Origin of the sequence: Enterobacter sp. Tr-810 (genome assembly GCF_011752765.1) — a bacterium.
Lineage (GTDB): Bacteria > Pseudomonadota > Gammaproteobacteria > Enterobacterales > Enterobacteriaceae > Enterobacter > Enterobacter soli.
Genome location: NZ_VWWW01000003.1, coordinates 1 through 12,881, shown reverse-complemented (window position 1 = coordinate 12,881; position 12,881 = coordinate 1). Strand labels below are relative to the sequence as shown.

Annotated in this window: 13 protein-coding genes, 2 tRNA genes and 1 rRNA gene; 4 read left to right on the top strand and 12 right to left on the bottom strand. The window is 52.1% G+C overall.

The window, feature by feature from the left end; translation table 11 throughout:
- The 5 genes from F3J30_RS10165 to dnaQ all read right to left on the bottom strand — a co-directional run bounded on the left by F3J30_RS10165 (position 1) and on the right by dnaQ (position 4,133).
- The gene (locus F3J30_RS10165) at positions 1-1,083 is read right to left on the bottom strand and encodes an oligopeptide/dipeptide ABC transporter ATP-binding protein (RefSeq protein ID WP_014069007.1); all 1,083 of its coding nucleotides are present in this window, start codon (positions 1,081-1,083) and stop codon (positions 1-3) included.
- Positions 1,080-2,093 carry an ABC transporter ATP-binding protein gene (locus tag F3J30_RS10160; RefSeq protein ID WP_166717171.1) on the bottom strand — a complete coding sequence of 338 codons (1,014 nt, stop codon included), beginning with the start codon at positions 2,091-2,093 and terminating at the stop codon, positions 1,080-1,082. Before F3J30_RS10160 ends, F3J30_RS10165 begins: the two co-directional genes overlap by 4 nt.
- A complete protein-coding gene (locus F3J30_RS10155) occupies positions 2,090-2,809 on the bottom strand; it encodes an FCD domain-containing protein (RefSeq protein WP_166717170.1) in 720 nt (239 codons plus the stop codon). Before F3J30_RS10155 ends, F3J30_RS10160 begins: the two co-directional genes overlap by 4 nt.
- Before the next feature lie 384 nt (positions 2,810-3,193).
- Positions 3,194-3,270 (bottom strand) — tRNA-Asp (locus F3J30_RS10150).
- 131 nt (positions 3,271-3,401) lie between these two features.
- Positions 3,402-4,133 carry a DNA polymerase III subunit epsilon gene (gene dnaQ, locus F3J30_RS10145; RefSeq protein ID WP_166717169.1) on the bottom strand — a complete coding sequence of 244 codons (732 nt, stop codon included), beginning with the start codon at positions 4,131-4,133 and terminating at the stop codon, positions 3,402-3,404.
- A gap of 64 nt (positions 4,134-4,197) precedes the next feature.
- Here dnaQ and rnhA point away from each other — a divergent pair, with 64 nt between their 5' ends.
- On the top strand, positions 4,198-4,665 hold the full coding sequence (gene rnhA, locus F3J30_RS10140) for a ribonuclease HI (RefSeq protein ID WP_014069003.1): 468 nt from the start codon (positions 4,198-4,200) through the stop codon (positions 4,663-4,665).
- Here the strand turns inward: rnhA and F3J30_RS10135 are convergent, their stop codons facing one another.
- Positions 4,666-5,382 carry a class I SAM-dependent methyltransferase gene (locus tag F3J30_RS10135; protein WP_166717168.1) on the bottom strand — a complete coding sequence of 239 codons (717 nt, stop codon included), beginning with the start codon at positions 5,380-5,382 and terminating at the stop codon, positions 4,666-4,668. It lies immediately after the preceding gene.
- 32 nt (positions 5,383-5,414) lie between these two features.
- Here F3J30_RS10135 and gloB point away from each other — a divergent pair, with 32 nt between their 5' ends.
- Together gloB and mltD are read left to right on the top strand one after the other, a co-directional pair.
- The gene (gloB, locus tag F3J30_RS10130) at positions 5,415-6,173 is read left to right on the top strand and encodes a hydroxyacylglutathione hydrolase (protein ID WP_166717167.1); all 759 of its coding nucleotides are present in this window, start codon (positions 5,415-5,417) and stop codon (positions 6,171-6,173) included.
- A gap of 68 nt (positions 6,174-6,241) precedes the next feature.
- Positions 6,242-7,606 (top strand): murein transglycosylase D, encoded by a 1,365-nt coding sequence (gene mltD, locus F3J30_RS10125; protein ID WP_166717166.1) that lies wholly within the window; start codon positions 6,242-6,244, stop codon positions 7,604-7,606.
- Between the two features lie 53 nt (positions 7,607-7,659).
- On the opposite strand, the gene F3J30_RS10120 is transcribed toward mltD, so the two are convergent.
- The 3 genes from F3J30_RS10120 to F3J30_RS10110 form a co-directional block, all read right to left on the bottom strand.
- Entirely contained in the window at positions 7,660-8,430 is a 771-nt protein-coding gene (locus F3J30_RS10120) for a class I SAM-dependent methyltransferase (RefSeq protein WP_166717165.1), read from the bottom strand.
- Between the two features lie 78 nt (positions 8,431-8,508).
- Positions 8,509-9,309, bottom strand: coding sequence for an endonuclease/exonuclease/phosphatase family protein (locus tag F3J30_RS10115; RefSeq protein WP_014068998.1), 801 nt, complete (start codon positions 9,307-9,309; stop codon positions 8,509-8,511).
- 136 nt (positions 9,310-9,445) lie between these two features.
- Complete coding sequence (locus F3J30_RS10110; RefSeq protein WP_166717164.1) at positions 9,446-10,621, bottom strand: MFS transporter; 1,176 nt, start codon at positions 10,619-10,621, stop codon at positions 9,446-9,448.
- Positions 10,622-10,725: 104 nt separating this feature from the next.
- On the opposite strand from F3J30_RS10110, the gene yafC reads away from it, so the two are divergent.
- On the top strand, positions 10,726-11,631 hold the full coding sequence (yafC, locus tag F3J30_RS10105; RefSeq protein ID WP_166717163.1) for a DNA-binding transcriptional regulator YafC: 906 nt from the start codon (positions 10,726-10,728) through the stop codon (positions 11,629-11,631).
- 29 nt (positions 11,632-11,660) lie between these two features.
- Here yafC and dkgB read toward each other — a convergent pair whose 3' ends face one another.
- From dkgB to rrf, 3 genes are all read right to left on the bottom strand, one after another.
- Entirely contained in the window at positions 11,661-12,464 is an 804-nt protein-coding gene (dkgB, locus tag F3J30_RS10100) for a 2,5-didehydrogluconate reductase DkgB (protein WP_166717162.1), read from the bottom strand.
- A 165-nt stretch (positions 12,465-12,629) separates the two neighbouring features.
- Positions 12,630-12,706: transfer RNA gene (locus F3J30_RS10095), tRNA-Asp, on the bottom strand.
- A 55-nt stretch (positions 12,707-12,761) separates the two neighbouring features.
- Positions 12,762-12,877, bottom strand: a 5S ribosomal RNA gene (gene rrf / locus F3J30_RS10090).
- Positions 12,878-12,881: the final 4 nt, after the last annotated feature.

Sequence of the window (12,881 nt, the reverse complement as noted above, 5' to 3'; positions counted from 1 at the left end):
TCATGAGTTCCTTGAAGGAAGGGAGGAGTGAGATGCCGCGTGTTCAAACAGCGCGCGGCGGCGCAGAAATGCTGCGGATGGCGGTGCTACCTGAATAACACTGCGATCGCGATTAATGTCCTGCCAGCGATGACAGGCAACCTGACGCCCGCCTTCAAGCACCTGATTAATCGGCTCAACCTGGCGGCATTCATCGGTGACATACGGACAACGGGTATGAAAACGACACCCGGAAGGCGGGTTAGACGGATTCGGCAAATCTCCCTGCAACAGGGGCGTATCGCGCTGGGCACCCGGCTGCATTTGCGGGGCAGAGGCAATCAGCGCCTGGGTATAGGGGTGCAGCGGCGCGTCGAAGATTTCATCGACCGTGGCAAGCTCCACAATTTGCCCGAGATACATCACCGCCACCCGGTCGCTCATATGACGGATCACCGCCAGACCGTGAGCGACAATCACCATCGTCAGCCCCAGTTGATGCTTAAGGCTTTCCAGCAGATTCACCACCTGCGCCTGTACGGAGACATCCAGTGCGGAGACAGGCTCATCTCCCAGCAGCAGTTTTGGCCCTGATGCCAGCGCTCGTGCAATGCCGATACGCTGACGCTGGCCGCCGGAAAATTCATGCGGGTAACGCCCGGCCCAGGCTGCCGGCAGCCCAACGGTTTTGAGCAACTCGGCAACGCGGTACTGGCGGTCTGCTTTTTTCATGTTCTGGTGCAGCCACAGCGGCTCACCCACGATCTGCTCTACCGTCATACGCGGGTTCAGCGAGGCAAAAGGATCCTGGAAGATAATTTGCAGTTCGCGCCGGAGCTGATTAAGGCGCGCGCCAGTCGCGTGGGTGATCTCCTCGCCCTGATAAAACACGCGCCCTTCGCTTGCCGCCAGCAGGCGCAGCAGCAAACGGCCCAGCGTGGATTTCCCGGATCCAGATTCGCCTACGATAGCCAGCGTTTCCCCCGGCATAACGGAAAGGGAAACGCGATCAACAGCGGTGACAAAACGCGCCGGAGTAAACAGTTTTTTCGGGCCAGGGAACAGCTTGCTGAGGTCACGGGCTTCAAGAATTGGCGTCGTCATGCTGTCTCTCCCAGCGCAATATGTTGTTCCAGCGGTACGCGGAAACAGGCCACCTGATGCCCTGCACCCAGCGTGTTAAGTTGTGGTTTTTCATCGTGACAGCGGGTCTGTGCAAAAGGACAACGGGTGGCAAAACGGCAGCCTTCCGGCATGGATTCGGGTAGCGGCACGGCGCCCGGAATGGTGGAAAGCTGGCCTTTACGCGCCCCAAGAGAAGGAATAGATCCCATCAGACCGATGGTGTACGGGTGTTGCGGGTCAGCAAAAATCGCCTCTACGCTGCCCTGCTCCACGACCTGGCCGGCATACATCACTGCCACCTGCTGCGCCACTTCTGCCACCACGCCCAAATCGTGAGTGATCATCAGCACTGCCGTGCCCGTTTCTTCTTTTAATGTGTTGAGCAATGCGAGGATTTGCGCCTGAATGGTGACATCCAGCGCGGTGGTCGGTTCGTCGGCAATCAGCAAACGCGGGTGGTTAATCAGGGCCATCGCAATCATCACGCGCTGGCGCATCCCGCCAGAAAGCTGATGCGGATACGCCTTAAGGCGCATCTCTGCCGCCGGGATCTGAACCTTTTCCAGAATGTTCAGCGCCGCGTCCATCGCTTGCGCACGCGTCATTTTCTGGTGGCGCATAACCGCTTCGCTCAGCTGGTCACCCAGGGTAAAAGCGGGGTTCAGCGAAGTCATCGGCTCCTGAAAAATCATCGCCAGCTCGCTGCCACGGAGATCGGCATATTCACGCGGGGAGAGTTTTCGCAGGTCATGGCGGCGAAACTGCATCTCGCCGCTGACGATTTGCGCACTGGCGGGTAACAACCCCATCAGCGCTAACGATGTGATACTTTTCCCACATCCGGATTCCCCCACCAGCGCCAGCGTTTCACCCGCTTTTACGGTCAGCGAAATACCATCAAGTACGCTGACGGGCGACCCCGAAAATTTAACGTTGAGGTTTTGCAGCCGCAGAACAGGAGATGCTTCCTTAAACGGGATCGTTGTCATAGCGTGAAATCGTCCTCAAGGTGAATAGCCTGAATCAGGGCTGTTTGCAGGCTGAGCAGGTGTTCGCGCATCGCGGCGGCAGCTTCATTAGGCTGGCGATGGATAATCGCTGACATGATTTTGTGGTGATGGTCGTTGTAGTTATCAACGCGTTCAGGGGTGCGGGCTAATTCGCGCAAGTGTTGCCAGCCGGGTTCGCGCCTGACCGCATCAATCGCATCGAATAATCCCAGCATCAGGCGGTTACCTGCGGCTTCCGCTATCGCGCGATGGAATGCGCTATCCCACAGTTCATTGAGATCGCGGTCATCCGGGCTGACCTTATTAATGCGTTCCAGCATACGCTGCATCAGCGCGAGGTTTTCCCTGGTGGCACGCAGCGCCGCAAGACGGGCCAGGCCGGGCTCAAGTTGCAGACGAGCTTCCATCACTTCCAGCAGATTGGTCTGTTGTACCAGCCCCTGAAGCGCCAGAGGCTCAACGGGTGCTGCCGGGCCAATAAAAGTGCCTTTGCCCTGTTTACGCCAGATCCGCCCCTCTTCTTCCAGCACGTCCAGCGCACGACGCACTTCACGTCGCCCTACGCCGAGTGTTTCCGAAAGCTCACGTTCAGTGGGCAATGGAATGCCTGGTGTTGACTCATGCTGGTTGATAAGCCCGCGCAATTGCTCGAGTGCGGTGCTGGAATTTGCCAGAAACCGTGACGGTTTTTCCATATTGGTTCGCTCGCTGTCATCATTTCTTTATTTTTATTAACAATAAGTTATGGATATGACCGATAACTTATCGTCCTAATGATTAAGCAAATAATGAACCAATAAATCATTGGTTCATGAACTTTCTGGAATGCATGGGTTAACTGAATGATTTAAAGCGATTTATTTTTACAAAATTGTTACACAAAGAAACAATCGAGAGTGAGGCGAGAGCAACGATTGCACAAAATTAGTGCAAGTTACGCACTATTATCGTGCAATTGTTAATTATTTGCACTATTTATATTGAATTTTTGTTAACTAAGAAAGAGTGTTGGATAAGATTTTTGCGGGGTCAGAAACGACGAAGGCCTGAATCATTTCTGATTCAGGCCTTCTGAATAGTGGCGGAACGGACGGGACTCGAACCCGCGACCCCCTGCGTGACAGGCAGGTATTCTAACCGACTGAACTACCGCTCCACTGTTCCCGTTTGGGGAACGAAGCGGATATTACGGATTGCCTCTGAACTCGTCAACGCTTTTTCTTAAGTTTTGAATCGTTTGCTGCAAAAATCGCCCAGACGGTGATTTTACAGGCATTCAGGCACTGTTTATGCACGCCACATGCAACTTCCGCCTTTCTTCTGCACTAAATCGAGACGGGATTCGTGGTTAAGCAGCTCTTCATCGCTGGCTAAAACAACCCGCAACCGACTGGCCTGACGCACAACCCGCTGAATACCCGCGTCACCCAGAGTTTGTTGGCCTTCATTTTCCATACTGAATGCCATCGACGTCTGGCCACCGGTCATGGTCAGATAAACATCCGCCAGGATCTGGGCATCGAGCAATGCGCCGTGCAGCGTACGCTTGGTGTTGTCTATCTCGTAACGTGAACAGAGCGCATCAAGGCTGTTTCGCTTGCCGGGAAACATCTTCCTTGCCAGTGCCAGGCTATCGGTCACCTTACAGAAGGTATTAGTCTTCGGAATATCGCGATTGAGCTTGCTGAACTCATAGTCCATAAAGCCGATATCGAACGATGCGTTGTGAATGACCAGCTCTGCGCCTCTGATGTATTCCAGAAATTCGTCTGCAACATCTGCAAAGGTCGGTTTATCCAGCAAGAACTCATCGGCAATACCGTGAACGCCGAACGCTTCCGGGTCCACCAGCCGGTCCGGCTTCAGATAAACGTGGAAGTTGTTCCCCGTAAGGCGACGGTTCACTACCTCTACAGCACCGATCTCAATAATCTTGTGCCCTTCGTAGTGTGCGCCGATTTGGTTCATACCGGTGGTTTCGGTATCGAGAACAATCTGGCGAGTAATTGCAGTGCTCATGTCGGTCATTTATGTCAGACTTATCGTTTAACTGAACGTTTCAAATACAGGAAGTCTACCAGAGATGCGTAAACAGGTAGAAATTTTCACCGATGGATCTTGTCTCGGTAACCCAGGACCTGGCGGTTACGGCGCCATTATGCGCTATCGCCAGCACGAAAAAACCTTTAGTGAAGGCTATCGCCTGACCACCAACAACCGCATGGAGCTGATGGCGGCCATCGTGGCGCTGGAAGCGTTAAAAGAGCACTGCGACGTGGTGCTGAGCACCGACAGCCAGTACGTGCGCCAGGGCATTACCCAGTGGATCTTCAACTGGAAAAAACGCGGCTGGAAAACGGCAGATAAAAAACCGGTCAAAAATGTCGATCTCTGGAAGCGCCTGGACGCCGCGTTAGGGCAGCATGAGATCAAATGGGAATGGGTAAAAGGCCATGCCGGACACCCGGAAAACGAACGCTGTGACGAGCTGGCCCGCGCGGCAGCATCAAACCCAACCCAGGAAGATGTCGGGTATCAGCCTGAATCCTGATCAGGGTTTGCGGTACTGCCGCGTTGCGCCAACGGTCTGACGGATCTGGGTTTTCGATTTACTTTGTTTCATCGGGTTAAGCGTGAGGGGAATCGTCCGCTTACGCGCCACGATAAACTGCATACAGCCCAGCGCCGGCAGATGTGTGCTCAGTAACACCCCACCCTGTCTGGCCCAGGGTAAAACCTGAAAACCACCGTAGCAGAGCACTTCAAAGTTCAGCAGTGAAAGCCAGTCCAGCTGGCGCATCAGCGTAAACATTCGGCTGTTATAAGGCGGCGTGCGGCGCAGCACTGGCACCAGTTTACGTAACCCCATCAGGCTGAGTGGATTGAAACCACTGAGGATCAGCCAACCGTCATCGATCAGTACCCGGTCGGCTTCACGCAGCAAACGATGCGGGTCACTGCACCAGGGCAAGGTATGCGCCAGCAGACAAGCATCGACGGATTTTTCCGCAAAAGGTAAATGCAGTGGATCGGCTTTAACCTGCACAGGCGATCCGCCAAGCGAAACGTTAACCTGATGTGAGATAGCACAGCCTTCGGTGTTGATTTCTGCACTGAGATTGCCAATCTTAAGCAGGTGAAAACCATACATTTTCGCAAGCCAGGGTTTAAGCTGTTGCTCTAACGCCTCGCGATAGTATTCACCCCAGGGCAATTCCGCCCAACGTTCCGGTGCTGCGACAGTCTGAGGTATCCTTGCCGGTTTCATCAAAACGCCCGCCACGTAAAAAGAGGTAATTTATGAATCTTATCAGTATTCCAGCCTTCCAGGACAATTACATCTGGGTTTTAGTTGATGACGATCGCCGTTGCGTGATTGTCGATCCCGGTGAATCTGAGCCGGTTTTAACTGCCATTGCCGAAAACGGCTGGCTGCCGGAAGCCATTCTCCTGACGCATCATCACAACGATCACGTTGGCGGTGTTCCGGCGTTGCGGGCAAAATTTCCGCATCTTGTGGTATACGGACCGGCAGAAACACAAGATAAGGGAACCACTCACGTAGTCAAAGACGGCGAAAAAGTCCTCATTCTCGGGTGGGATTTTTCCGTTTTTGCCACACCGGGTCACACTTCAGGACATATTTGTTTCTACAGTAAACCTTATCTATTTTGCGGCGACACACTCTTTTCTGGCGGCTGCGGAAGGTTGTTTGAAGGTACACCAGCGCAAATGCATCAATCTTTACAGAAGATTGCCGAACTTCCGGACGATACCCTCATATGTTGCGCACATGAGTATACATTAGGGAATATGAAGTTTGCTGCCAGCATCTTACCCGACGATCGCGCTATTCAGGATTATTACCAGAAAGTGAAGGAGTTACGTGCAAAAAACCAAAAAACACTCCCCGTAATTCTGAAAAATGAGCGTGAAATAAATGTATTTTTAAGAACTGATGACATTGATTTAATTAATAAAATTAACCAAGAAACAAATTTGCAACAACCAGAAGATTGTTTTGCATGGTTAAGGTCAAAGAAAGATAACTTCCGATAATTCTGGGTTGCCTTTTGAAAATTTCGCCGTTATCATCGCTCGTCTTTTAAGCAACTATTGACACACACATGAAGGCAAAAGCGATATTACTCGCCTCTGTCCTGCTTGTAGGTTGCCAGTCGCAAAACGGCAGCAACGTACAACAGCACGCACAGAGCCTTTCTGCAGCTGGTCAAGGGGAAGCAGGGAAGTTTACAAGTCAGGCGCGATGGATGGACGATGGGACATCATTCGCGCAGGATCAAGACTTGTGGGCCTCTATTGGCGACGAGCTAAAGATGGGAATTCCGGAAAACACCCGGATTCGCGAACAGAAACAGAAGTATTTGAGAAATAAGAGCTATCTCCACGATGTAACTTTACGGGCAGAGCCGTATATGTACTGGATAGCCGGGCAAGTTAAGAAACGTAACATGCCGATGGAGCTGGTACTCCTACCCATAGTGGAGAGCGCTTTTGACCCACACGCGACGTCTGGCGCCAATGCCGCAGGCATTTGGCAGATCATACCGAGCACAGGGCGCAATTATGGTTTAAAACAGACCCGCAGCTACGATGCGCGTCGTGATGTAGTCGCTTCCACGACTGCCGCTCTCGACATGATGCAGCGTCTGAACAAGATGTTCGACGGTGACTGGTTGTTAACAGTCGCAGCATACAACAGTGGTGAAGGTCGTGTACTGAAGGCAATGAAAGCGAATAAAGCGCGTGGAAAATCCACCGATTTCTGGTCGCTCTCACTGCCACAGGAAACCAAAATTTACGTACCGAAAATGCTGGCATTGAGCGATATTCTCAAGAACAGCAAGCGTTACGGTGTACAACTGCCAACACCAGACGAAAGTCGTGCACTGGCGCGTGTTCGCCTCAGCAGCCCGGTTGATATTCAACAGGTTGCCGATATGACGGGTATGTCGGTAAGTAAACTAAAAACCTTTAATGCAGGCGTTAAAGGCTCAACGCTGGGTGCCAGTGGCCCTCAGTATGTGATGGTTCCGCAAAAACACGCGGAGCAGTTACGTGAGTCGTTAGCTTCTGGTGAGATTGCAGCAGTTCAGTCTACGCTTGTTGCAGATACCTCATCAGTAAGCAGCCGCAGCTATAAGGTTCGTTCAGGTGATACTCTTTCAGGTATTGCATCACGTCTTGGCGTGAGCGCAAAAGACCTACAGCAGTGGAACAATCTGCGTAGCTCTGGTCTGAAAGTGGGTCAGAATCTGACGGTTGGCGCAGGTAGCAGCGCGCAGCGTCTTGCCAGAAACAGCGATAGCATTACCTATCGCGTGCGTAAGGGTGATTCGCTGTCCAGTATTGCAAAACGTCACGGCGTGAACATCCAGGATGTTATGCGCTGGAATAACGATACTGACAATCTGCAACCCGGCGATCAGTTGACGCTGTTTGTGAAAAATAGCGCAACGCCAGACTCCTGATCAGACGGTCTGAACATAAAAAAGGCACCGATTCCCCCGGTGCCTTTTTTTATTTATCCCGCTTTTTGGACTTCAGCCATGATGGTATCGCTGGTAAACGATCCATCCTCCTGCAACTCAAAGTACGCCTTCACGTCCGCAGACGCACTCTCCTGATAAAGACGAATCGCCTGGCTTAATGCTTCCGGCGTCCGCATCCGCGCAATCCAGGAGCTGAATTCGAGCGGCAAACGGTCGGTTATCAATGAGCGTGAAATCAACCCGGCCTCTGCGGTCATCTGCAACCACTCCCCACTGGAATAATTGCGGACATGCGATGTGTCGCGCAGTGCTTCAACCGTTTGCAACCAGACATCCCGTACCGGATGGCCAGGTGACATGACATCCATGATGATAAAAATTCCACCCGGCTTCAGCACACGTTTAACTTCCCGCAACGCTTGCCCGACATCGTGCCAGTGGTGCGCGGAGTAACGACTGATGACAACCTCAAAAGTCGCATCGGCAAACGGTAATGATTCCGCGTACCCCTGACGGGTAATGAGGTTTGTCAGTCCTTTAGCTTTGGAGGCTTCAGCCACAACGTCGAGCATCTGGCTGGATAAATCATATGCTGTCACCTGAGCGACCTGCTGCGCGGCAGCAAAGCTTGCGTGCCCTGCCCCACACCCTAAATCCAGCGCGTGCGCCTGCGGGAATGCCGCCAGCCGCTCGCTCAGACGCGTCAGATCGCGACCAGACGCATGGACGGCGCTGCTCAGATAAGCACTTGCCTGTGAGCCAAACTGTTTTTCTACGTTGTCATGATGGGAGTGTGTTGTCATCTTACTGTCCTTTGGTTGATAAAAAATAAAGGGCAGCACCTGCACATAGGTCTGCCCCACGGCAGACCTGACACACCATTATTTATCAGGTTTGCCGGGACTGAATTCAACTAGTAGAGGATTGTGATCGGATGCACGTGTCACCAGCACAGAGGCATCGTGAACACTCAAACCGCGATAAAAGACAAAATCGAGAGGACGACCAAAGGCTTTCTTACGCTGGTCATCGTTAAAACGCACTTCGCGCAGTGACATCTCACGCGCAAAGCGATACAGGGCGTTCATCCGCGGGCGGCTCCAGGCATTAAAATCCCCGGCCATAATGATAGGCCCGCTATGATGGGCAATCTGATCGCCAATCGGAAGTAACTGCTTGCTGTAGACATCCACACCCAGGCTGAAATTGACAGCATGAATATTGACGACCATCAGCAAACGGCTATCCGGTAAAGGGTAAACGGTAACCAGCGCGGATTTTGCCAGCCGCAGAATAGGTTCTCGCTCACGAAGTGGGCAACAATAAACGGGATGCGCCGCGGAAAGCGTCATGACGCCAGAAGGGTGTTGCGGCAGCACGAATGCAGGTACCTGATCAGCCGCAAGATAGTTAGTGGTCGCAAACCTGACCAGCTCAGGCGTCGTTTGCGCTTCTTGCAGGAGAACAAGATGCGCGTCCTTACCAAAATTTTTGAGGACAGATAACCATTCAGCACGTTGTTGCTTAAAGATATTCCACACCAGCACACGAATTTTTTCATCGCTGCTTAACGGCGTACCAGCGGGCAATGCCTGGCTGATGCTCGCGAACGAACCCGGAGGCAGTATTCTCTCCGCAGGTAATCCGGCAACATAACGCATGGCATAGGTATTTTTTCGCACTTTCGGAAACGGCCTCTATAACATGAACCAGCCCGGAAAACGGACTGGTTCTAATGTTATAGGGATTTTAGGTCACAGTTTCAACGCAATTACTGAGAAACCTTTTTTTGTTTTGTAAGCGAGCACTTACTGATATTTATCCAAGAGCCACCCTGGCAGGCTTATCAAGGCGGCCGCTCAGGCCAATCAGCAGGAAAGCGATAAGCACAATCACAGCGCCAATCCACGGTGTCTGGGTCAGGCCAAAGTGTTCAACAGTCTGCCCACCGATGATGGAGCCGAGTGCGATACCGATATTGAACGCAGCAATGTTCAGACCCGATGCAACATCAACGGCATTAGGTGTATAAAGCTCTGCCTTCTGGACGACATAGACCTGAAGCCCCGGCACGTTGCCAAATGCAAAGATCCCCATCACCAGTACCGTGGCCAGCGCCGCATACTGCACAGAAGCGGTGAACTGGAAGACCAGCAGCAGTACAACCAGGGCTGCGAAGATAAATTTCAGGGCCGGAACTGCACCGTGTTTATCGGCAAGCTTGCCACCCCAGATATTGCCAATTGCCACCGACACGCCGTAGCCCAACAAGATCCAGCTTACCGCGCTCGGTGAGAAGCCCGCCAACTCTTGCATCATCGGCGCAAGGAAAGTAAATGCGGTAAAGACACCACCGTACCCCAAAGCGGTAATCGCATAGATGATCAGCAGGCGAGGATGAGTCAGTACTTTAAGTTGATCGCTCAGGCTGGCACTCGCGCGGCCAGGAATATTTGAAGGGACCAGAAGCAGACTAGCTACCAGAGCAATCACGCCCAACAATGAGACGGCCAGGAACGTTTCACGCCAGCCAAAATGTTGGCCGATGAACGTCCCCAGAGGCACGCCGGTGACCAGCGCAACGGTTAATCCGCCAAACATAATCGCAATGGCAGATGCCGCTTTCTCTTTGGGCACCAGGCTGGTTGCAATGGTTGAACCAATCGAGAAAAACACACCGTGAGCAAGGCCTGTCAGCAAACGGGCAATGACCAGCGTGGTGTAGTCAGGTGCCTGCCAGGCCAGAATATTCCCGGCGGTGAACAAGACCATTAACGCCATCAATAACTGCTTACGCGGAAAACGTCCGGTCAGCGCCGTAAGAACCGGGGCACCGACTGCCACACCCAGTGCGTAGATAGAAACCAGCAGCCCGGCAGAAGGCAGAGAGATAGCAAGTTGGTTTGCGATCGTAGGAACCAGACCTACGATAACAAATTCGGTCGTGCCAATTGCGAAGGCACTGATCGTCAGGGCAAGTAGCGCCAGTGGCATAATATACTCCGTATCATCAGGATTAAGATGACAAGAAGTATGCGCCAGTGATTAAATAACAAAAATGGTCAAAATCTCAATAGAATTTTGCAGGTGGTGCAATAATGAAGGCAACATCAGAAGAGCTGGCAATATTTGTCGCCGTGGTAGAAAGTGGCAGTTTTAGCCGTGCAGCTGAGCAACTCGGACAGGCAAACTCCGCCATTAGCCGCTCGGTGAAAAAGCTGGAGATGAAGCTTGGTGTCAGCCTGCTCAACCGGACCACAAGGCAGTTAAGCCTGACGGAAGAAGGCGAGCGTTACTTCCGCCGCGTACAGTCCGTCTTGCAGGAAATGGCCGCAGCAGAGACAGAAATCATGGAATCGCGCAGTACGCCACGCGGGCTGCTGCGTATTGATGCGGCGACCCCCGTGGTGTTGCATTACCTGATGCCACTGATTAAACCTTTTCGTGAACGTTACCCGGAAATGACCTTGTCGCTGGTGTCATCTGAGACATTCATTAATCTGATAGAGAGAAAGGTAGATGTAGCAATCCGCGCTGGCACACTTACCGATTCCAGCCTGCGTGCTCGCCCTTTATTTACGAGCTACCGAAAAATTATTGCATCGCCAGAATATCTTGCGCAGTTTGGCCAGCCTGAAACGGTCGAGGATCTGAAGCAGCATCTGTGCCTGGGCTTTACCGAACCCGTATCGCTGAATACCTGGCCTGTCGCCTGTAGTGACGGACAGCTTCATGAGATAGATTGCGGCTTATCGTCCAACAGTGGAGAAACACTGAAACAGCTTTGTCTTGAAGGAAACGGGATTGCCTGTTTATCCGATTACATGATCGATAAAGAGATTGCCCGTGGGGAACTGATAGAGTTGATGGCTGATAAACGTCTGCCGGTAGAGATGCCGTTTAGTGCGGTGTATTACAGTGACAGAGCGGTGAGTACGCGTATCCGCGCATTTATCGACTTCCTCAGCGAACATGCGAAAACAGCTCCCGAAGGAGCTGTGTGAGGGTTTAGGGCACAGAGAGTGGGTCAATATTAATCCCAGTCAGGTGCTAAACCTTCCGGGCTTACCAGGCGATCGTTGCAATCCAGAGCAGCGATCGCTTTTTTGTCTTCGTCATCCAGCTGGAGATCCCGTGCTAACAAGTTGCTCGCCAGATTTTCACGTTTAGTTGAAGATGGGATAACGGCATAGCCCTGACCCATTGCCCAGGCCAGAATCACCTGTGCAGCCGTGGCATTGTGTTTCTGCGCAATGCGGATAATCACTTCATCTTTCAGTGCTTTACCATAGGCCAGAGTCATGTAAGAGGTGATATGGATGCCGTGCTGTTTAGCCCAGTCAACCACTTTACGGTTTTGCAGATACGGAGACAGCTCAACCTGGTTGGTTGCAATGTTTTCTGCACCCACGGCCGCAATGGCTTTTTCCATCAACGGGATAGTGAAGTTAGAGATACCAATTTCACGGGTTAAGCCCTGCTCTTTTGCTTCCAGCAGCGCCTGCATGAACTCTTCCACAGAAACGGCATCGTTCGGTGATGGCCAGTGGATCAGCGTCAGATCGACGTAATCGGTACGCAGTTTCTTCAGGCTCTCTTTCAGGCTTGGGATCAGCTTGTCTTTGCTGAGGTTCTCAATCCAGATTTTAGTGGTGATGAAAAGTTCATTGCGGGCTACGCCACTCTCTTCAATTGCCTGGCCAACGGCAGCTTCATTTTCATAAATCTGTGCCGTATCAACGGAACGATAGCCAAGTTCAAGAGCAGTTTTTACAGATGCGATAACAACGTCGTCTTTCAGGCGGAAAGTGCCCAGACCAAATGCAGGGATAGTCATGTCATTCCTCGTTAATCATATTGTGTTCGTTAACTGAGGAAGATTATCGCGATTGCCGTTATTCAGAAAAAGAGCGTAAAACGCAGAGGATTTTTGCTAATTCAGCAATAATTATACGACAGATAAGAAAAAAGCCCTGAGCGTTAGCTCAGGGCTTTCAATAAGTGGCGGAACGGACGGGACTCGAACCCGCGACCCCCTGCGTGACAGGCAGGTATTCTAACCGACTGAACTACCGCTCCACCGAAGACTTCTGTAACCACCGGATTTATGCACCGGCTTACTACTTAATTTGATGCCTGGCAGTTCCCTACTCTCACATGGGGAGACCCCACACTACCATCGGCGCTACGGCGTTTCACTTCTGAGTTCGGCATGGGGTCAGGTGGGACCACCGCGCTAAAGCCGCCAGGCAAA

What these genes read in the sequence shown, in the direction of transcription:
- F3J30_RS10165 (WP_014069007.1), bottom strand. Translation starts at nt 1,083, where the DNA reads ATGACGACGCCAATTCTTGAAGCCCGTGACCTCAGCAAGCTGTTCCCT.
- F3J30_RS10160 (WP_166717171.1), bottom strand. Translation starts at nt 2,093, where the DNA reads ATGACAACGATCCCGTTTAAGGAAGCATCTCCTGTTCTGCGGCTGCAA.
- F3J30_RS10155 (WP_166717170.1), bottom strand. Translation starts at nt 2,809, where the DNA reads ATGGAAAAACCGTCACGGTTTCTGGCAAATTCCAGCACCGCACTCGAG.
- dnaQ (WP_166717169.1), bottom strand. Translation starts at nt 4,133, where the DNA reads ATGAGCACTGCAATTACTCGCCAGATTGTTCTCGATACCGAAACCACC.
- rnhA (WP_014069003.1), top strand. Translation starts at nt 4,198, where the DNA reads ATGCGTAAACAGGTAGAAATTTTCACCGATGGATCTTGTCTCGGTAAC.
- F3J30_RS10135 (WP_166717168.1), bottom strand. Translation starts at nt 5,382, where the DNA reads ATGAAACCGGCAAGGATACCTCAGACTGTCGCAGCACCGGAACGTTGG.
- gloB (WP_166717167.1), top strand. Translation starts at nt 5,415, where the DNA reads ATGAATCTTATCAGTATTCCAGCCTTCCAGGACAATTACATCTGGGTT.
- mltD (WP_166717166.1), top strand. Translation starts at nt 6,242, where the DNA reads ATGAAGGCAAAAGCGATATTACTCGCCTCTGTCCTGCTTGTAGGTTGC.
- F3J30_RS10120 (WP_166717165.1), bottom strand. Translation starts at nt 8,430, where the DNA reads ATGACAACACACTCCCATCATGACAACGTAGAAAAACAGTTTGGCTCA.
- F3J30_RS10110 (WP_166717164.1), bottom strand. Translation starts at nt 10,621, where the DNA reads ATGCCACTGGCGCTACTTGCCCTGACGATCAGTGCCTTCGCAATTGGC.
- yafC (WP_166717163.1), top strand. Translation starts at nt 10,726, where the DNA reads ATGAAGGCAACATCAGAAGAGCTGGCAATATTTGTCGCCGTGGTAGAA.
- dkgB (WP_166717162.1), bottom strand. Translation starts at nt 12,464, where the DNA reads ATGACTATCCCTGCATTTGGTCTGGGCACTTTCCGCCTGAAAGACGAC.